The organism is Micromonospora citrea, from assembly GCF_900090315.1.
Classification (GTDB): domain Bacteria; phylum Actinomycetota; class Actinomycetes; order Mycobacteriales; family Micromonosporaceae; genus Micromonospora; species Micromonospora citrea.
Map to the genome: position 1 here is coordinate 1,338,353 of NZ_FMHZ01000002.1, position 19,067 is coordinate 1,357,419.

General features: G+C 74.2%; 14 protein-coding genes. 9 read left to right on the top strand and 5 right to left on the bottom strand.

Going from position 1 to position 19,067, the window contains the following annotated elements; translation table 11 throughout:
- Positions 1-21: 21 nt before the first annotated feature.
- Both GA0070606_RS06305 and GA0070606_RS06310 read right to left on the bottom strand, forming a co-directional pair.
- Positions 22-1,122 carry a FecCD family ABC transporter permease gene (locus GA0070606_RS06305; protein WP_245724585.1) on the bottom strand — a complete coding sequence of 367 codons (1,101 nt, stop codon included), beginning with the start codon at positions 1,120-1,122 and terminating at the stop codon, positions 22-24.
- Positions 1,119-2,165 carry a FecCD family ABC transporter permease gene (locus tag GA0070606_RS06310; protein WP_091095909.1) on the bottom strand — a complete coding sequence of 349 codons (1,047 nt, stop codon included), beginning with the start codon at positions 2,163-2,165 and terminating at the stop codon, positions 1,119-1,121. The genes GA0070606_RS06305 and GA0070606_RS06310 overlap by 4 nt, the downstream gene beginning before the upstream one ends.
- A gap of 151 nt (positions 2,166-2,316) precedes the next feature.
- On the opposite strand from GA0070606_RS06310, the gene GA0070606_RS06315 reads away from it, so the two are divergent.
- A complete protein-coding gene (locus GA0070606_RS06315; RefSeq protein ID WP_091107368.1) occupies positions 2,317-2,676 on the top strand; it encodes a YciI family protein in 360 nt (119 codons plus the stop codon).
- Positions 2,677-2,680: 4 nt separating this feature from the next.
- Here the strand turns inward: GA0070606_RS06315 and GA0070606_RS06320 are convergent, their stop codons facing one another.
- A complete protein-coding gene (locus GA0070606_RS06320; protein WP_091095911.1) occupies positions 2,681-3,127 on the bottom strand; it encodes a cytidine deaminase family protein in 447 nt (148 codons plus the stop codon).
- A gap of 135 nt (positions 3,128-3,262) precedes the next feature.
- On the opposite strand from GA0070606_RS06320, the gene hrpA reads away from it, so the two are divergent.
- Complete coding sequence (hrpA, locus tag GA0070606_RS06325; RefSeq protein ID WP_091095913.1) at positions 3,263-7,288, top strand: ATP-dependent RNA helicase HrpA; 4,026 nt, start codon at positions 3,263-3,265, stop codon at positions 7,286-7,288.
- A 235-nt stretch (positions 7,289-7,523) separates the two neighbouring features.
- On the opposite strand, the gene GA0070606_RS06330 is transcribed toward hrpA, so the two are convergent.
- Complete coding sequence (locus GA0070606_RS06330; protein WP_091095916.1) at positions 7,524-8,453, bottom strand: LysR family transcriptional regulator; 930 nt, start codon at positions 8,451-8,453, stop codon at positions 7,524-7,526.
- Positions 8,454-8,488: 35 nt separating this feature from the next.
- On the opposite strand from GA0070606_RS06330, the gene GA0070606_RS06335 reads away from it, so the two are divergent.
- The 7 genes from GA0070606_RS06335 (at position 8,489) to GA0070606_RS06365 (ending at position 17,465) form a co-directional block, all read left to right on the top strand.
- Positions 8,489-9,220, top strand: coding sequence for a succinate dehydrogenase cytochrome b subunit (locus GA0070606_RS06335; protein WP_091095917.1), 732 nt, complete (start codon positions 8,489-8,491; stop codon positions 9,218-9,220).
- A gap of 1 nt (position 9,221) precedes the next feature.
- Positions 9,222-11,159, top strand: coding sequence for a fumarate reductase/succinate dehydrogenase flavoprotein subunit (locus GA0070606_RS06340; protein WP_091095920.1), 1,938 nt, complete (start codon positions 9,222-9,224; stop codon positions 11,157-11,159).
- Positions 11,156-11,920 carry a succinate dehydrogenase/fumarate reductase iron-sulfur subunit gene (locus tag GA0070606_RS06345; RefSeq protein WP_091095922.1) on the top strand — a complete coding sequence of 255 codons (765 nt, stop codon included), beginning with the start codon at positions 11,156-11,158 and terminating at the stop codon, positions 11,918-11,920. Before GA0070606_RS06340 ends, GA0070606_RS06345 begins: the two co-directional genes overlap by 4 nt.
- A 936-nt stretch (positions 11,921-12,856) precedes the next feature.
- Positions 12,857-14,041 carry a zinc-dependent alcohol dehydrogenase gene (locus GA0070606_RS06350; protein ID WP_091095924.1) on the top strand — a complete coding sequence of 395 codons (1,185 nt, stop codon included), beginning with the start codon at positions 12,857-12,859 and terminating at the stop codon, positions 14,039-14,041.
- Positions 14,038-14,982 (top strand): SDR family NAD(P)-dependent oxidoreductase, encoded by a 945-nt coding sequence (locus GA0070606_RS06355; protein ID WP_091095926.1) that lies wholly within the window; start codon positions 14,038-14,040, stop codon positions 14,980-14,982. The genes GA0070606_RS06350 and GA0070606_RS06355 overlap by 4 nt, the downstream gene beginning before the upstream one ends.
- 86 nt (positions 14,983-15,068) lie before the next feature.
- Positions 15,069-16,082 carry a serine hydrolase gene (locus GA0070606_RS06360; RefSeq protein WP_091095928.1) on the top strand — a complete coding sequence of 338 codons (1,014 nt, stop codon included), beginning with the start codon at positions 15,069-15,071 and terminating at the stop codon, positions 16,080-16,082.
- Between the two features lie 237 nt (positions 16,083-16,319).
- Positions 16,320-17,465, top strand: a complete 1,146-nt coding sequence (locus GA0070606_RS06365) for an MBL fold metallo-hydrolase (RefSeq protein WP_091095930.1) — start codon at positions 16,320-16,322, stop codon at positions 17,463-17,465.
- A gap of 52 nt (positions 17,466-17,517) precedes the next feature.
- Here the strand turns inward: GA0070606_RS06365 and GA0070606_RS06370 are convergent, their stop codons facing one another.
- Positions 17,518-19,029 (bottom strand): deoxyguanosinetriphosphate triphosphohydrolase family protein, encoded by a 1,512-nt coding sequence (locus GA0070606_RS06370; RefSeq protein WP_091107370.1) that lies wholly within the window; start codon positions 19,027-19,029, stop codon positions 17,518-17,520.
- Positions 19,030-19,067: the final 38 nt, after the last annotated feature.

Here is a 19,067-nt window from a genome sequence, read left to right on the forward strand (position 1 = left end):
CCTCCTTGCCAGGGTGGGACATCACGAGGGCCGCCGACGGCCACGGACCAGCAGGAAGATCAGGTACGGGCCGCCGATGGCGGCGGTCAGCACGCCGGCGGGCAGTTGCGTGGGGGCGAAGAGCCGCCGCCCGGCCAGGTCGGCCAGCACCAGCAGCAGCGCCCCGAGCAGCGCGGCGCAGACCAGCGGCGGGCGCTCGGCGCGGACGAGCCGGCGGGCCAGTTGCGGGGCGACCAGGGCGACGAAGTCGACCGCGCCCACCTGGGCGGTGACCATCGCGGCGGCCAGCACCCCGGTGCCGGCGAGGCCGACCCGGCGGGCCACCGGACGCAGGCCGATCCCCCGGGCGGTGTCGTCGTCCAGGGCGGTGCTGTTCAGCGCCCAGCCCGCCCAGGCGAGCACGGGCAGGAGCGCGACCAGGGTGCCGGCGATCCAGAACGCCTCCGTCCAGCCCTTGCCGGCGAGCGTGCCGATCAGCCAGATCTGCGCGCGCAGCCCGTCGATCGGGTCGGCGGTGAGCATGACCACCTCGATCAGGGCCCGCAGCGCGAAGGCGACCGCCACGCCGGCGAGCACGAACCGCTGGGCGGCCAGGCCGTGCCGGGCGCCGAGGGCGAACAGCAGCGCGGCGGCGGCCAGGCCGCCGACCAGCGCCGCCGGCGCCACCAGCACCGCCGCGGCCCCGCCCGTCAGGGCCACCGTCGCGGCGAGGCCGGCGCCCTGGGTGATGCCGACGACGTCCGGGCTGGCGAGGGGGTTGCGGGCCACGCTCTGGATCAGCGTGCCGGCCACCCCGAAGGCCGCGCCGGCCACCGCGGCCAGCACCAGCCGGGGCAGCCGCAGGTCGAAGACCACCAGGTCGTACGGGGTGCCGGCGCCGGAGAGGGCGCGCAGCACGTCGGCCGGGGCGACGTACGGGGTGCCGAGGGAGAGGCTGAGCACCCCGGCGACCAGCAGCAGCACGACCAGCGTGGCGGCGACCAGCACCGAGCGGCGGCGCACCTGCACGCTGACCGGGCCTACGCGCACCAGCGAACGCCCGGGCAGCCTGGCGACGAGGCGACGCCCGGCCGGCCGCTCGGCGGCGCGCTGCGGGACGGCGGGGCGGGCGGGGGCGCTCACGCCGTCACCACCTTCGCGCGGCGGACCAGGAAGGCCAGCAGCGGGGCGCCGATCAGTGCGGTGACGATGCCGGCCGGCACCTCCCCGGGCGGGGAGACCAGCCGGCCGACGACGTCGGCGCCGAGCAGCAGGGCGGGCCCGAGCAGCGCGGAGACCGCCAGAGTCCAGCGGTGGTCGGCGCCGACCAGGGCGCGGGCCAGGTGCGGCACGGCGAGCCCGACGAAGGCGATCGGACCGGCGGCGGCGACGGCCGCCCCGGTGAGCAGCACGGCGGCGACGCCGCCGCCGAGCCGGACCAGCCCCACCCGGTGCCCGAGGCCCCGGGCCACGTCGTCGCCGAGGGCGAGGGCGTCGAGGCCGCGCGCGACCAGGACGGCCAGCACCAGCCCGGCGAGCACGAACGGCGTGACCTGGACGGCGACCGACAGCTCCCGGCCGGTCAGCCCGCCGACCACCCAGAACCGGTAGTCCTCGAAGGTACGGGCGTCGATGCTGAGCAGCGCGTACACCACGGAGGCGAGGCTGGCGTCGAGGGCCGCGCCGACGAGCGCGAGGGTGACCGGGCTGGCGCCCTCGCGGGCGCGGGTGGCGACCGCGAAGACCAGCAGGCCGGCGAGGAGCGCGCCGCCGATGCCGAACCAGACGTACCCGGCGAGCGTGCCCACGCCGAACACGGAGATCGCCAGCACCACGCCGAACGAGGCGCCGGCGCTGATCCCGAGGATGCGCGGCTCGGCGAGGGGGTTGCGGGTGAGCGCCTGGAAGAGCACCCCGGCGACGGCGAGCGCCAGCCCGACGGCGAGGCCGAGGGCGGTGCGCGGCATCCGCAGCTCCCGGACGATGGTGGCGGCCTCGCCGCCGTCCGGGGCCACCAGCGCGCGCCACACCTCGTCGACGGGGAGCGACCGGCTGCCGAGCGCGAAGCTCGCCAGCAGGGCCAGCAGCAGCGCCAGCGCGGCGGCGACGGTGACCGCCGCCCGACGGCCGGCACGGCCGCCGATCCGACCGCCGGTCGGTGCCGGTCGGGTGGCGAGGGTGGTCACGAGGCTCCTGCGCGTTCGGGCTTAGGTTCGCCTTACCTTAGCTGACCCGTCCGGTCGGGCCTAACTCGCGGTTGTCGATCCCCCGGTCCTGACCAGGGCGGACAGTGCCGGTTCCCGGTGGCGGGGGCCCGCGCCGCCCTAGGGTGTGGGCATGCGATTCGACCAGCACACCGTGGTGCTCCTGGTGCGCCCGCCGGACGCCCCGGAGCTGCCGCTGGACGCGGCGGACCGGTTACAGGACGCGCACCTCGCCCACCAGGCGGGCCTGGTGGAGCAGGGGCTGGTCCTGGCCGCGGGCCCGTTCGTCGACGCCGACGACGACCGGCTGCGCGGGTTCGTCGTGCTCTCCGTCTCCCCGCAGGAGGCCCGCGAGCTCTACCACAACGACCCGGCGGTGCGGGCCGGGCGGCTGGCCGTGCAGGTGCTGAGCTGGATGGTGCCGGAGGGCAACGTGCGGTTCGAGAGCGTGCCGGTCCCGCGTTCGATGCTGGAGGCCGCCGCCGGCGACTGACCCGTCAGCCGTCCGCGCCCGCGCGGGGCCCCGGCAGCGACGGGTCGTCGTCGAGCTGGTGGTCGGCCCAGACGTACGTCTCCGGCAGCAGCTCGGCGACGTGCACCACCCGCAGCGCGTCCATCGGGCCGACGATCACGCGGATCGTGGGGAAGTAGTCGCGCAGCACCTGCCGGCAGCGCCCGCACGGCGGGATCACCCCGCGCCCCCGGTCGCCCACCGCGACGATGGTCTCCAGCTCGGTGACGCCCTGGGTGGCGGCCGCGCCGACCGCGACCACCTCGGCGCAGGGGCCGCCGGTGAAGTGGTAGACGTTCACGCCGGTGAAGACCCGTCCGTCGGTGGTGCGCGCGGCGGCGGCGACCGTGTGGTTCTCGCTGCGGCAGCGCAGCTTGGCGACCGCCGTGGCGGCCTGCACCAGGGCCCGGTCGGTGTCCCGCATCGTCGTCATCGCGCATCCCCGTGGTTCGGCGTCGGTCGGCGGTCAACTCTAGACCCGCCCGCCCGCTCCCGGGGGCGGGCGCGGGCGGGCGGGCCGGTAACCCGGGGGCGCTCCGGCCGGCGGCTGCCTATCCTTGGCGACGACATGCAGAATCCAGCCGCACCCGCCGCGACCGACCCCGTCCGCGAGCTGCACCGCCGCCTCCGCCCCCTGATGTTCCGGGACCAGCGCCGCCTCCAGCGGCGCCTCGACGGCGTACGCCGGCTGAAGGACCCGCAGCGGCGCGAGGGCGCGCTGGCCGAGATCGCCGCGGACGTGGCGCGGGCCGAGGCGCGGCTGGAGAGCCGGCGGGCCGCCGTGCCGGCCGTCACCTATCCGGCCCAGTTGCCGGTGAGCGAGCGCAAGGACGACATCGCCGCCGCGATCCGCGACCACCAGGTGGTGATCGTGGCCGGCGAGACCGGCTCCGGCAAGACCACCCAGCTGCCCAAGATCTGCCTGGAGCTGGGGCGCGGGATCAACGGGCTGATCGGCCACACCCAGCCGCGCCGGCTGGCCGCGCGTACGGTGGCGGACCGGATCGCCGAGGAGCTGGGCACCGAGCTGGGCGACGTGGTCGGCTACAAGGTGCGCTTCACCGACCAGGTGAGCGACCGCAGCCTGGTGAAGCTGATGACCGACGGCATGCTGCTCGCCGAGTTGCAGACCGACCGGATGCTGCGCCAGTACGACACGCTGATCATCGACGAGGCGCACGAGCGCAGCCTGAACATCGACTTCATCCTCGGCTACCTGCGGCAGCTCCTGCCCCGCCGGCCCGACCTGAAGGTGGTCATCACCTCGGCGACCATCGAGACCGAGCGCTTCGCCCGGCACTTCGCCGGGCCGCCCACCGAGGAGCACCCCGACGGCGTTCCGGCGCCGGTGGTCGAGGTCTCCGGCCGCACGTACCCGGTCGAGGTGCGCTACCGGCCGCTGGTCGAGGTGGCCGAGGGCGAGGACGACGGGGACGACGAGGAGAACGTCCGCGACCAGATCCAGGCCATCGGCGACGCCGTCGAGGAACTGGCCGCCGAGGGGCCCGGCGACGTCCTGGTCTTCCTCAGCGGCGAGCGGGAGATCCGGGACACCGCCGACGCGCTGGGCAAGCTGGTGGAGAAGAAACCGGCGCTGCGCGGCACCGAGATCCTGCCGCTGTACGCCCGCCTCTCCACCGCCGAGCAGCACCGGGTCTTCGCCCCGCACGCCGGGCGCCGGGTGGTCCTGGCGACCAACGTGGCGGAGACCTCGCTCACCGTGCCCGGCATCAAGTACGTGGTGGACCCGGGCACCGCGCGCATCTCCCGCTACAGCAGCCGGTTGAAGGTGCAGCGGCTGCCGATCGAGCCGGTCTCGCAGGCGTCGGCCAACCAGCGCAAGGGGCGCTGCGGGCGCACCTCGGACGGCATCTGCATCCGCCTCTACGACGAGCAGGACTTCCTGTCCCGCCCGGAGTTCACCGACCCGGAGATCCTGCGCACCAACCTCGCCTCGGTCATCCTCCAGATGACGTCCATCGGGCTGGGCGACATCGCCGCGTTCCCGTTCATCGACCCGCCGGACCGGCGCAACATCACCGATGGCGTCAACCTGCTGCACGAGCTGGGCGCGCTGGACCCGACGGAGACGGACCCGGCGAAGCGGCTCACCCCGCTGGGCCGGCGGCTCGCCCAGCTCCCCGTCGACCCGCGGCTGGCCCGGATGGTCGTCGAGGGCGAGCGCAACGGCTGCGCCACCGAGGTGATGGTGATCGCCGCCGCGCTGTCGATCCAGGACCCGCGCGAACGGCCCGCCGACAGGCAGGCCCAGGCCGACCAGGCGCACGCCCGGTTCACCGACCGCGAGTCGGACTTCGTGACGCTGCTCAACCTGTGGCGGCACCTGCGCGAGCAGCAGCGCGAGCTGTCGTCCAGCGCGTTCCGGCGGATGTGCAAGGCCGAATACCTCAACTACCTGCGGGTGCGCGAGTGGCAGGACATCGTCAGCCAGTTGCGCCAGGTCCTGCGTACCCCCGAAGAGGGGCGACCGACGCGCGACGGCGGCGGGCGCGGGGGCGGCGCGGACCTGCCGGAGGAGATCGACACCCCGAAGGTGCACCAGTCGCTGCTGGCCGGCCTGCTCTCCCACGTCGGGCTCAAGGACGCGCAGAAGCACGAGTACCTGGGCGCCCGGGGCGCGAAGTTCGCGCTCTTCCCCGGCTCGGCGCTGTTCAAGAAGCCGCCGCGCTGGGTGATGGCGGCCGAACTGGTCGAGACCTCCCGGCTCTGGGGCCGCGTGAACGGCCGGGTCGAGCCGGAGTGGGTCGAGCCGCTCGCCCAGCACCTGGTCAAGCGCAGCTACAGCGAGCCGCACTGGGAGAAGAAGCAGGCGGCCGTGATGGCCTACGAGAAGGTGACCCTCTACGGCATTCCGTTGGTCACCTCGCGCAAGGTCAACTTCGGCCGGATCGACCCGGCGCTGTCGCGGGAGCTGTTCATCCGGCACGCCCTGGTCGAGGGCGACTGGCAGACCCACCACCACTTCTGGCGGGACAACCAGCGGCTGCTGGCGGAGATCGAGGAGCTGGAGAACCGGGCCCGGCGCCGCGACATCCTCGTCGACGACCAGACCGTCTTCGACTTCTACGACGCCCGCGTCCCGGCCGACGTGGTCTCCGGGCGGCACTTCGACGCCTGGTGGAAGAAGACCCGCCGGGAGCAGCCGGACCTGCTCACCTTCACCCGGGAGCTGCTGGTCAACGCCGGCCGTGGCGGCGTCGACGAGGCCGACTACCCCGACGAGTGGTCGGCCGACGGGGTGACCCTGCCGCTGACCTACCGCTTCGAGCCGGGGACGCCCACCGACGGCGTGACCGTCGACATCCCACTGCCGCTGCTCAACCAGGTGCCGGCCGAGAGCTTCGACTGGCAGGTGCCGGGGCTGCGCGAGGAGCTCGTCGTCGCGCTGATCCGCTCGCTGCCCAAGGCGCTGCGCCGCAACTTCGTCCCGGTGCCGGACTACGCGCGCGCGGCGCTGGCCGCCATGCCGGCCGGCGAGGAGCCGCTGCTGGACGCGCTGACCCGGCAGCTGCGCCGGATGACCGGGGTCACCGTGCCCCGCGACGCGTGGGACCTCGACCGGCTGCCCGCGCACCTGCGGGTCAGCTTCCGGGTGCTCGACGAGGAGAACCGTCCGGTCGCCGAGGGCAAGGACCTGCCGGCCCTGCAACGCCAGCTCAAGGCGGAGGTACGCCAGGTGGTGGCCGCCGCCGCGCCCGACGTGGCCCGTACGGGGTTGACCGACTGGAGCATCGGCACGCTGCCGCGCACCATCGAGCAGGTCCGGGCCGGGTACGCGGTGACCGCGTACCCGGCGCTGGTGGACGAGGGCACGACGGCCGGGGTGAAGGTGTTCGACTCCCCCGCCGAGCAGGAGGCCGCGCACTGGGCGGGCACCCGGCGGCTGCTGCGGCTGACCGTGCCGTCGCCGGCGAAGTTCCTCCAGGGGCGGCTCAGCAACGAGGCGAAGCTGGCCCTGAGCCGCAACCCGCACGGCGGCGTGCAGCAGCTCATCTCCGACGCGGCCGGGGCGGCGATCGACAAGCTCATCGGCGAGGCCGGCGGTCCGGCCTGGGACGCCGACGGCTTCGCCGCGCTGCGGGAGAAGGTCCGCGCCGACCTGGTGGACACCGTGGTCGAGGTCATGGACCGGGTACGCCGGGTGCTCGCCGCCGCGTACGCGGTCGAGCAGCGCCTCGGCAGGACCCAGAACCTGGCCGTGGTGGCGGCGCTGGCCGACATCCGGGCACAGCTCACCGGCCTGGTGCACGCCGGTTTCGTCACCGAGACCGGGTACGCGCGCCTGCCCGACCTGCTGCGCTACCTCACCGCGATCGAGCGGCGGCTGGACCGGCTGCCGGGCAACCCGCAGCGCGACAAGCAGCAGCAGGACCGGGTCGCGGTGGTGCAGAAGGAATACCAGGACATGCTCGCCGCGCTGCCGCCGAGCCGCCGGCAGTCGGCGGCGGTCCGACAGATCCGCTGGATGATCGAGGAGCTGCGGGTGAACGTCTTCGCCCAGGCGCTGGGCACCCCGTACCCGGTGTCCGAGCAGCGGATCTACCGCGCGATGGACGACGCCGAGGGCCGGTGAGCCCGCCGGGGCGGGTACGAGCCGGTTGATCAGCCCGCCGGGCGGGAACGTGTGGGCCGGTCAGCCGCCGGGAAGCCGCACAGCGCGTCGGCCGCCAACGAACTAGCCGGCCGGGAAGCGGCGCAGCCGCTCGTGGCGGCGGCGCAGCCGCTGGCCGGGAGCCGCATGGCCCGCCGGCTGCGCGGTGCGCAGCAGGTCGGCGATCTGCGGGGCGGCGGGTGCCGTCGGTCGGCGGTCAGAGCGGCTCGACGCCCGGGGGCAGGTCGCCGCCGGCGGTGGCGTCGCGGACGTACTCCAGCAGTATCCGGCGCAGCTCCCGGCCGGCGTGGGTGGGCACCACGTCGCGGCGGCGGGCGACCGCGATGGTCCGCCGCACGCCGGGCGGGGCAAGGCGGGTGACCCGGACGCCCGCGCGGCGGGCCACCACGATGCCGGGCACCAGCGCGACGCCCAGCCCGGCCTCGACGAAGCTGAGCACGGCGTCCATCTCGCCGCCGTCGACGGCGATCCTCGGCTCGAAGCCGGCCTCCCGGCACGCCTGGATGGTGGCGTCGCGCAGGTCGTAGCCCTCCCGGAACATCACCATCGGTTGGTCGCGCAGGTCGTCGATGCGCAACTGCGCGGCGCCCGGCGCCGTCGGCAGTTCCTCCACCGAGGCGACCACCAGGCTCTCCCGCAGGATCGGGTCCGCGCGCAGACCGGGGTCGGTGCCCTGCGCCGGCATGATGATCAGCGCCAGGTCGAGGTCGCCGCGGAGCAGGTCCCGGACGAGGTCCTGCGAGCCGCTCTCCTCCACCCGCAGGTCGATGGTGGGGTGGGCGTCGCGGAACCGGCGCAGCACCGGCGGGGCGAGCGAGGTCGCCAGGCTGGGCGTGGCGCCGAGCCGCACCCGCCCGCGCCGCAGGCCCACCAGCTCCTGCACCTCGCGGGTCGCCGTGTCCACGTCGGCCAGGATCCGCTTGGCCAGCGGGAGCAGCACCTCCCCCGCCGCGGTGAGGGCGATGTTGCCCCTTACCCGTTCGAAGAGCGGGGCGCCGAGGGCGTCCTCCAGCGCGTGAATTTGCTTACTCAACGATGGCTGCGTGATGCCCACGAGGTCGGCGGCTTGGGTGAAATGTCGGACTTCGGCGACCGCCACGAAGTACCTCAGCTGATGTAGCTGCATCTAAATAGCCTACAGCTATCAAGACTGCGACTTCGATGCATTGGACGACTGATCAAAGTGCTCCTAGCGTCGTTCAGGTGGTAGTCACGAGAACACGGTCGCCCATCCGCTCCAACGTCGGCCTCAAGGCCGTCATGGCGGTGACGGGCATCATCCTGGTGCTGTTCCTCATCCTGCACATGATCGGCAACCTGAAGGTGTTCACGGGGGAGACCTCGTTCGACCACTACGCGCACTGGCTGCGCGACATCGGGAAGCCGCTGCTGCCGGGCGTCTGGTTCCTCTGGATCCAGCGCGGCGTGCTGACCGTCGCCGTCGTGGCGCACATCGCCGCCGCCACCGCGCTCGCCCGACGCTCCCGCGCCGCCCGACCGGTCCGGTACGCGCACCGCCCGAAGGTCCAGGGCAGCTACGCGGCCCGCACGATGCGCTGGGGCGGGGTCATCATCCTGCTCTTCGTGATCTACCACCTGCTGGACCTGACCACCGGCCACCTGAACCCGGTCGGCGACCCGACCAGGCCGTACGCCAACGTCGTCGCCGACTTCGCGCCGGAGCGCTGGTACGTCACGCTCTTCTACACCCTGGCGGTCGTCGCGTTGGGCTTCCACCTGCGGCACGGGGCGTTCAGCGCGTTCCGCAGCCTGGGGCAGCAGACCCCCAAGGGCGAGCGCCGGGCCCGCACCGCCGCGCTGGTCTTCGCCGTCGCGCTCTGCGCCGGCTTCCTGGTGGTCCCGTTCGCCGTACTCACCGGATTGGTGTCCTGACATGGATCTCTACACCGAGGGCGACCCGATCGCCGACACCAAGGCACCCGAGGGCCCGATCGAGACCCGCTGGGAGCGCCGCCGCTTCGATGCCAAGCTGGTCAACCCGGCCAACCGCCGGAAGATGACCGTGATCGTGGTCGGCACCGGCCTGGCCGGCGGCTCGGCCGCCGCCACGCTCGCCGAGCAGGGCTACCGGGTCAAGTCCTACTGCTACCAGGACAGCCCGCGCCGGGCGCACTCCATCGCCGCGCAGGGCGGCATCAACGCCGCAAAGAACTACCGCAACGACGGCGACTCGGTGCACCGGCTGTTCTACGACACCGTCAAGGGCGGCGACTTCCGCTCGCGCGAGTCCAACGTCCACCGGCTGGCCGAGGTGTCGGTCAACATCATCGACCAGTGCGTCGCCCAGGGCGTCCCGTTCGCCCGCGAGTACGGCGGTCTGCTCGACACCCGCTCCTTCGGCGGCGCGCAGGTGCAGCGCACCTTCTACGCCCGGGGGCAGACGGGCCAGCAGCTGCTGCTCGGCGCGTACCAGGCGCTGGAGCGGCAGATCGGCCTCGGCAACGTGGAGATGAACGCCCGGCACGAGATGCTGGAGCTGATCGTCGTCGACGGCAAGGCCCGGGGCATCGTCGTCCGGGACCTCGTCACCGGCGAGATCACCACGGAGTTCGCGGACGCGGTCGTGCTCGCCTCCGGCGGCTACGGCAACGTCTTCTACCTCTCCACCAACGCCAAGGGCTGCAACGTCACCGCCACCTGGCGGGCGCACCGCAAGGGCGCGTACTTCGCCAACCCCTGCTACACGCAGATCCACCCGACCTGCATCCCGGTCTCCGGCGACCACCAGTCGAAGCTGACCCTGATGAGCGAGTCGCTGCGCAACGACGGCCGGGTCTGGGTGCCCAAGGCCAAGGGCGACGACCGCCGCCCGAGGGACATCCCCGAGGACGAGCGGGACTACTACCTGGAGCGGATCTACCCCTCCTTCGGCAACCTGGTCCCCCGGGACATCGCCTCCCGCGCCGCGAAGAACGTCTGCGACGAGGGCCGGGGCGTCGGTCCGGGCGGCCTCGGCGTCTACCTCGACTTCGCCGACGCGATCAACCGACTCGGCCGCAAGGCCATCGAGGCCAAGTACGGCAACCTCTTCCAGATGTACGAGCGGATCACCGGCGAGGACCCGTACGAGGTCCCGATGCGGATCTACCCCGCCGTGCACTACACGATGGGCGGCCTCTGGGTCGACTACGACCTCCAGTCGACCATCCCGGGCCTGTTCGTGATCGGTGAGGCGAACTTCTCCGACCACGGCGCGAACCGCCTCGGCGCCTCCGCGCTGATGCAGGGCCTGGCCGACGGCTACTTCGTGCTGCCGAACACCATCGCCAACTACCTGGCGGCGGGGCCGTTCGAGAAGGTCGAGGCCAGCCACCCGGCGGCCGTGCAGGCACGCGCCGACGTCGAGGACCGGATCCAGCGCCTGCTGGCGGTCGACGGCGACCGGACGGTCGACTCGTTCCACCGCGAGCTGGGCCAGATCATGTGGGAGCACTGCGGCATGGAGCGCAGCGAGGCCGGGCTGCGCAAGGCGATCGACGAGATCCGTGCCCTGCGCGACCAGTTCTGGCAGCGGGTCCGGGTGCCCGGCGACGGCGAGGGGCTCAACCAGTCGCTGGAGAAGGCCGGCCGGGTGGCCGACTTCTTCGAGCTGGCGGAGCTGATGTGCATCGACGCCCTGCACCGCGAGGAGTCCTGCGGCGGCCACTTCCGGGCCGAGCACCAGACGCCCGACGGCGAGGCGGAGCGCGACGACGAGCGTTTCGCGTACGTCGCGGCCTGGGAGTTCACCGCCACCGGCGAGCCCTCGGTGCTGCACAAGGAAGACCTGAAGTTCGAGTACGTCCACCCCACGCAGCGGAGCTACAAGTGAACCTGACCCTGCGCATCTGGCGCCAGTCCGGCCCCGAGGACAAGGGTCGGATGGTCACCTACAAGGTCGACGACGTCTCCCCGGACATGTCCTTCCTGGAGATGCTCGACGTGCTCAACGAGCGGCTGATCCTGGCCGGCGAGGAGCCGGTGGCGTTCGACCACGACTGCCGCGAGGGCATCTGCGGCATGTGCGGCCTGATGATCAACGGCAACGCGCACGGGCCGCAGCGCGGCACCACCGCCTGCCAGCTGCACATGCGGCAGTTCTCCGACGGCGACACGATCGACATCGAGCCGTGGCGGGCGCGGGCGTTCCCGGTCGTCAAGGACCTGGTGGTCAACCGGAGCGCGTTCGACAAGATCATCGCGGCCGGCGGCTACATCACCGCGCCGACCGGCAGCGCCCCCGAGGCGCACTCCACCCCGGTCGCCAAGGCCAACGCGGACGCCGCCTTCGAGGCGGCGGAGTGCATCGGCTGCGGCGCCTGCGTGGCCGCCTGCCCCAACGGCTCCGGCATGCTCTTCACCGCCGCCAAGATCACCCAGCTCTCGCTGCTGCCGCAGGGCCAGCCGGAGCGCTACACCCGGGTGATCGGCATGGTCGACGCGCACGACGAGGCCGGCTTCGGCGGCTGCACCAACGCCGGTGAGTGCACCGTGGTCTGCCCGAAGGGCATCCCGCTGAACACCATCGGCCGGCTCAACCGCGACTACCTGGTGGCCACCTCGAAGCGGGGCGACAACACCCCGGGCGCCTGAGCCTCCGCACGTCACGCCGGCGACGCCGGCACGAGGGCCGCCGCCTCCTCCCGGACCGCGGCGGCCCTCGCCGTGCCACCCCGCCGCTCACGGCCGGCACGCCACGCCAGCCCACGCCGGTCGCCATGGCACCGGGCGAGCGGCCCACGCCACCGCTCCGGTCGCGGCCGGCACCGCCGGGCCACCCGCACCGGTCGCCACCCCGGCGCTCGCGGCCACCATCACGACGCAGTCCGGGCCAGGACCGTTCCGGCCGTCGCGGCCCGGCCGCCACCCCGGCGCTCGCGGCCACCATCACGACGCAGTCCGGGGCAGGACCGTTCCGGCCGTCGCGGCCCGGCGGTCCGTGCTCCCTCCCCGTCGGTCTGGCCGGTCGCGCCCCGGCCGGGCCGTCACAGCCTTCTGGTCCCGCCGCTGTCGAGCTGAATCGTCTACGACATCGGCTGAATCGTCTACGACATCAGCTCGACAGCGCGCGAGCGAGCCACCCGGGGGCCGACCCACGGACGACGGCACGACAGGCGCAACCGGTCCGCACCAGCTCGACAGCGCGCGATCGAGCCACCCGGGGGCCGACCCACGGACGACGGCACGACAGGCGCAACCGGTCCGCACCAGCTCGACAGCGCGCGATCGAGCCAGCCGAGGGGCGACCCGCGGACGACGGGACGACAGGCGCAACCGGTCCGCCCTCGACGCGGGCCGCCGGTCCCGTCCCTGGCCCGCCTGCCCCCCGGACCCGTCCGTCCCCGGCCCACGCACCCTGACCGACCCGCCCCGGCCGTGCGCGCCCTCCGGCCCGCCGCCGGCCCGTACGCGCCCTCCCCCCACCCCGGCCCGTGCGCGCCCTCACGCCCGTCTCGCGGCCGGGAACCGGTTCAACTCGACGCAGGCGGGTAGCCCGTCCAAGGACGGCACGAGGAGGGGCGACGGGACATGAAGGCACTGACCTGGCAGGGCAAGCGGGACGTACGGGTGGAGGACGTGCCCGATCCGCGCATCGAGGAGCCGACCGACGCGATCGTCCGGATCACGTCGACCGCGATCTGCGGCTCCGACCTGCATCTCTACGAGGTGCTCGGGCCGTTCCTCAAGCCCGGCGACGTCCTCGGGCACGAACCGATGGGCGTCGTCGAGGAGGTCGGCCCGGGAGTGACACGGCTCAAGCCGGGCGACCGGGTCGTGGTGCCGTTCAACATCTCCTGCGGCTCCTGCTGGATGTGCGAACGGAAGCTCTACGCCCAGTGCGAGACCACCCAGGTCACCGCGCAGGGCAAGGGCGCCGCGCTGTTCGGCTACACCTCGCTGTACGGCTCGGTTCCGGGCGGGCAGGCCGAGTACCTGCGGGTGCCGCACGCCCAGTTCGGCCCGATCAAGGTGCCCGACACCGGGCCCGACGAGCGCTGGCTCTACCTGTCCGACATCCTGCCGACGGCGTGGCAGGCGGTGAAGTACGCCGACACCCCGCGCGGCGGCACCCTCGCCGTCTTCGGGCTGGGGCCGGTCGGCCAGTTCTGCGCCCGCATCGGCCGCCACCTCGGCGCCGACCGCGTGATCGGGCTGGACCTGGTTCCGGAGCGGCTGGCGATGGCCCGCCGGCACGGCATCGAGGTGCTCGACGTCAGCAAGCTGGACAACGTGCCGGACGCGCTCATCGACCTGGTCGACGGGCGCGGCCCCGACGCGGTGATCGACGCGGTCGGCATGGAGGCGCACGGCGCGCCCCTCGGCAAGCTCGCCCAGACCGCCGCCGGGCTGCTGCCCGACAAGCTCGCCCAGACCATGACCGACAAGGTCGGCGTCGACCGGCTCGTCGTGCTCAAGGCCGCGCTCAAGGCCGTCCGGCGCGGCGGCACCGTCTCGATCTCCGGCGTGTACGGCGGCGAGGTCGACCCCATGCCCCTGATGGAGATGTTCGACCGGGGCGTCCAGTTGCGGATGGGGCAGTGCCACGTGCGCCGCTGGACCGACGAGATCGTCCCGCTGCTCTCCGACGACGCCGACCCGCTGGGCGTGGCGGACCTGCGCACCCACCGGGTGCCGCTGGCGCAGGCTCCGCAGGCGTACGAGATGTTCCAGAAGAAGCAGGACGGCTGCGTCAAGGTCGTGCTCGAGCCGTGAGCCGGACGGTGGTCGTCACCGGCGCGAGCAGCGGGATCGGCCGGGCTGCGGCCCGGATGTTCGCCGCGCGCGGGGACCGGCTGGTCCTCGCCGCCCGGTCCCCCGGCACCCTCGCCGAGGTCCGCGACGAGTGCCGGGCCGCGGGCGCGCAGGTGCTGGACGTGCCCGTCGACATCACCGTCGAGGGCGCGCCGGCGGCGCTGGCCGACGCGGCCGTCGAGCGGTTCGGCGGGATCGACGTCTGGGTGCACACGGCGGCGGTGATGGTCTACGGCCGGTTCGAGGAGACCCCGCAACGGGTCTTCGAGCACGTCGTGCGCACCGACCTGCTGGGCGCCGCCGCCGTGGCCCGGGCGGCGCTGGAGCGCTTCCGGGCGGCCGGCGGCGGCACGCTGGTCCTGACCGGTTCGGTGCTCGGGCACATCACCGCGCCCTACCTGAGCGCCTACGTGGTCAGCAAGTGGGGGTTGCAGGGGCTGACCCGGGTGTTGCAGCAGGAGGCCCGGGAGACGCCGGGCGTGCACGTCTGCATCGTCAACCCGGGCAGCGTGGACACCCCGGTCTACCAGCGGGCCGCGAACTACCTGGGCCGGACCGGCCGCCCGCCGCTGCCGGTCGCCACGCCCGAGCGGGTGGCGCGGGCCGTCGTGGACTGCGCGGATCGGCCCCGCCGGGAGGTGTCGGTGGGCCGGGCCAACGTGGTCATGCGCGTCGGCTTCACCGCCCTGCCCGGTGTCTACGACGCGCTCGTCGGGCCGCTGATGCGACTGGCCGGGCTGACCGACCGCCCGGTGGCGCCGCACGACGGGGTGGTGTTCGCGCCGGATCCGGCCAGCGCGGCCGTGCGCGGCGGTTGGCTGCCCGACCTGGGTCGGGTGGTCCGGGCCGTCGGTGGCCTCCCCGGGCCCGTCCTCGCGGCGGCCCGGAAACGGCCCCGGTGACCGGTTTCACGGGCCGCCGAGATGGCTCACTTCGCCTAGGGTGGTCGGCCGGGAGACATTCCGGCCCACCACGACGGGAGAGACGATTGACCATCCGGGTGAACCGCAGGACCGCGCTGGGACTCGGCACGGTGGCCACCGCCGGCACGGTACTCGGCGCCGCCACACCGGCGTCCGCCGCCTCCGACGTCACCGAACCGGCTCCGACCACACCCCAGCAGGCGGCCCGCCGGGTCGCCGCCAGCTACGCCCGGCAGACCGAGGAGGCCGGCGGCAACTGGCAGGCCTACGTCAGCGTCGCCGACCCGGCCGGCGAGCCGGTGGTGGCGGTGGCCGACGAGCCGGACCGGCGGATCGAGGCGTACAGCGTCAACAAGATCGCGGTGGCGGCGGCCGTGCTGGACAAGGTCGACCGAGGGCTGCTGACGCTCGACCAGCGGGTCGAGGTCACCGCCGCGATCGTGGTGCCCGGCGGCGACGGCATGTTCAGCCTCGACGGGGCGTACCCGAGCTTCGTGACCCTCGGCCACGTGCTGGCCAACCTGCTGACCGTCTCCGACGACACGGCGGTGCGGCTGTGCGGCCTGGTCTGCCCCGCCGCCGAGCTCAACCAGATCCTGCGGGACAAGGGCTTCCCGAACACGCAGGTGCAGCCGGTGGCCAACCCGAACCGGTTCTTCCTCGGCACCAGCACCCCCCGCGAGACGCACGACCTGCTGCGCGCGCTGGTGGGCGGCACGCTGCTCTCGCCGGCCGCCACGGCGTTCGTGCTGCGGCAGTTGCGCGCCCCCGTCGCGTTCACCGACGGCATCCGGCGCGTCATGTCCTCGACGCAGCGGGCCAGGATCGCCACGAAGGCCGGCTGGTTCGCCGACGCCCGCCACGAGGCCGGGGTGATCTTCGACGCGGCGGGCGCGCCCGTGCTGACGTACGCCCTCTTCGCCGACGGCCAGGCGGGCGCCGACGACTTCGGCGCCACCCACCCGGCGGTCGAGGCCCGGGCCCGGATGGGCCGGCGCTTCCTCGCTGCGGTCGACCGCCTCACGGGCACCGGCATCACCCACCGACCGGCGGTGCAGCGGCCCAGCAACGGCGGCTGAGCGACGCGAACCGCGCCATCTCGGCCCACGCGGCGCGGTGGCGCGGTGGCGCGGTGGCGCGGTGGCGCGGTGGCGCGGTGGCGCGGTGGCGCGGTGGCGCGGTGGCGCGGTGGCGCGGTGGCGCGGTGGCGCGGATCCCGGCGCGGGTGGCCCCGACCCGTCGGGGCCGCCCGACCGCCGGCAGCCCCGGCGAGGGCCGGGCTACCGTGTACGACGGGACACGGCGGAGGGACGGCGATGGGCGCACCAGCGGAACGCACGGGACTCGACCGGGCGCTCGGGCGCCGGCTGCGCGGGGCGGCGGGGCTGGCCGCGCTGGCCGGGCTCGCGTGGGTCGCCCGGGACGTGCCGGCGGCGCTCGGCGGGCGGCTCGCCGGCGCGCGGGCGGAGCGGGCGGCGCGCTCGCCGCAGTTCCGCGACGGCGCCTTCCGCAACCCGGGCGGCACCCGCTCGATGGCGGGCGCCCCCGACCGCGACCTGATCCGTGAGCTGATCTTCGGCAAACAGAAGCGCCGCCCCAGCGCGCCGGTGCCGCTGCTGCGCCCCGGTGCCGCGCCGACCGCCGACGCCGCGCGCGAACTGAACGTCGTCTGGTACGGCCACGCCTCCGCGCTGATCGAGATCGAGGGGCGCAAGGTGCTGCTCGACCCGGTGTGGAGCGAGCGGTGCTCCCCGTCGACGCTGGTCGGCCCGCGTCGCCTGCACGAGCCGCCGGTCCGCCTCGACGAGCTGCCCCCGGTCGACGCGATCCTCATCTCGCACGACCACTACGACCACCTGGACATGGCGACCGTCCAGGCGCTGACCGCCCTGCAGTCGGCGCCGTTCCTGGTGCCGCTCGGGGTGGGCGCGCACCTGGACCGCTGGGGCGTGCCGGCGACGCGGATCGTCGAGCTGGACTGGTCGGAGAGCCACCGGGTGGCCGGGCTGGAGATCACCGCCACCGCCGCCCAGCACTTCTCCGGCCGGGGGTTGCGCCGCGACGGCACGCTGTGGAGCTCGTGGGTGGTGGCGGGCGCGCACCGGAAGGTCTTCTACACCGGCGACTCCGGCTACTTCGACGGCTACGCCGAGATCGGCGAGCGGCACGGGCCGTTCGACGTCACGCTGATGCAGATCGGCGCGTACGACCGGGCCTGGCCGAGCATCCACATGTTCCCCGAGGAGGCCGTCGCCGCCCACCTCGACCTGCGCGGCGGGCTGCTCGTGCCGGTGCACTGGGCGACGTTCAACCTGGCCCTGCACGACTGGTCCGAGCCGGTGGACCGGATCTGGGCCGAGGCGAAGGCCCGGGACGTACGGCTGGCCGTGCCCCGCCCCGGCGAGCGGGTGACGGTGGACGACCCGCCCGCCGTCGACGGCTGGTGGCAGGCCGTCGCCTGAGGCGTGCGGAAGGGGCCACGTCGACGCCCGCGGTGGCGGCAGGGCCCTGCGGTCACAGTACGAAGGCGTCGGTCCAGAGCGCGCCGGAACGGCCCGACAGGGAGTCGAGCATGGCGACCGCCTGGCCGTCGGTGAGCTGGGCGACGAAGTCGACGATCGCCCGGCCGCGGGCCCTGCCGATCCGGTCCGGCGTACGCGGGTGCAGCTCCGCCTCGGCCAGCTCGACCAGGTCGTGCAGGCGGCGCGGCAGCCGGGACTCCTCCTCCGGGTCGAGCAGCCAGTCCAGCAGCGCCTCGACCAGGGTGCCCAGCAGCCGGGCCTGCCCGCGCTGGTGCAGGGCCAGGTCCGGCCGGGCCAGCACGAAGCGGTGGTGGACGAACTTGAGCACCTGCACCTCGTGCCACTGGGCCGGGGCGAGCAGCACGTGGCCGGAACGCACCGACGGCCGCTCGACCACCGTGATCGCGTCGACGAACCGGGTGGTCCAGCGGGCCGAGAAGCGGGCCACGTACTGCTCCGCCTCGATGGAGCCGTCGAAGGGCATGGCCAGCAGCCCCTCCACCAGCTCCTCGCGGACGTGCTCGACGGCGGCGGCGAACGCCTCGTCGTCGGCGACCCAGGCGTCCTTGCGGTGCAGCTGCCGACGCAGCCGCTCGATCGCCGACCCGGGCCGGCGAGCCGCAGCGGCCAGCGCGGCGTCGGTGATGGCCCGGTAGTGCCCGCTCTCGCGCTGCCACGCCATCAGCTCGGCGGCCACCGCGCCCTGCTGGAGCACCCCGACGCGGTAGAAGTCCTCCACGTCGTGGATCGCGTACGCGATGTCGTCGGCGGTGTCCATCACCGACGCCTCGACGGTCTGCTGCCAGTCCGGGATCCGGCCGACGAACGGCTCCCGGGCCTGCCGCAGGTCGTCGACCTCAGTCCGGTACGCCCCGAACTTCGACGAGCCGCTGCCCGGGTCGTCCGGTGGCGGGGTGGCACCGCGCGGCGGCGGGTCCATCAGCCGGGGGTGCGGGTCGGGGTGGTCCAGCCGCGTCCAGGGATACTTCAGCATGGCCGCGCGGACCGCCGCCGTCAGGTCCAGGCCGGTGGTCGCCGCGCCGCGGATCTCGGTGCTGGTGACGATGCGGTACGACTGGGCGTTGCCCTCGAATCCGTCGGTGAGTCCCAGCCGCTGCCGGGCCAGCCGGTCGAGCACCCGCTCCCCCAGGTGCCCGAACGGCGGGTGGCCGAGGTCGTGCGCGAGGGCGGCGGCCTCCACCACGTCCGGGTCGCAGCCGCCCAGTTTCTCCAGCAGGTCGCCGTGCTCGCCGTCGGCGGTGAGCCGCTCGGCGATCGCCCGGGCCACCTGGGCGACCTTGAGGCTGTGCGTCAGCCGGTTGTGCACCAGCAGGCCGGAGCCGCCGGGGCTGACCACCTGGGTCACGCCGTTGAGCCGGGCGAAGAACGGCGAGGCCACGATCCGGTCCCGGTCGGCCCGGAAGGGGCTGGCGGCGAGGTCGCCGAGGGCCCGGGCGCTGCCGCCGAAGAGCCGCCGGGCCCGCGGGTCCGCGGGAGGTTCCATGATCGCCACGCTAGCGCAGTGCGGGCCGGGACGGCGCA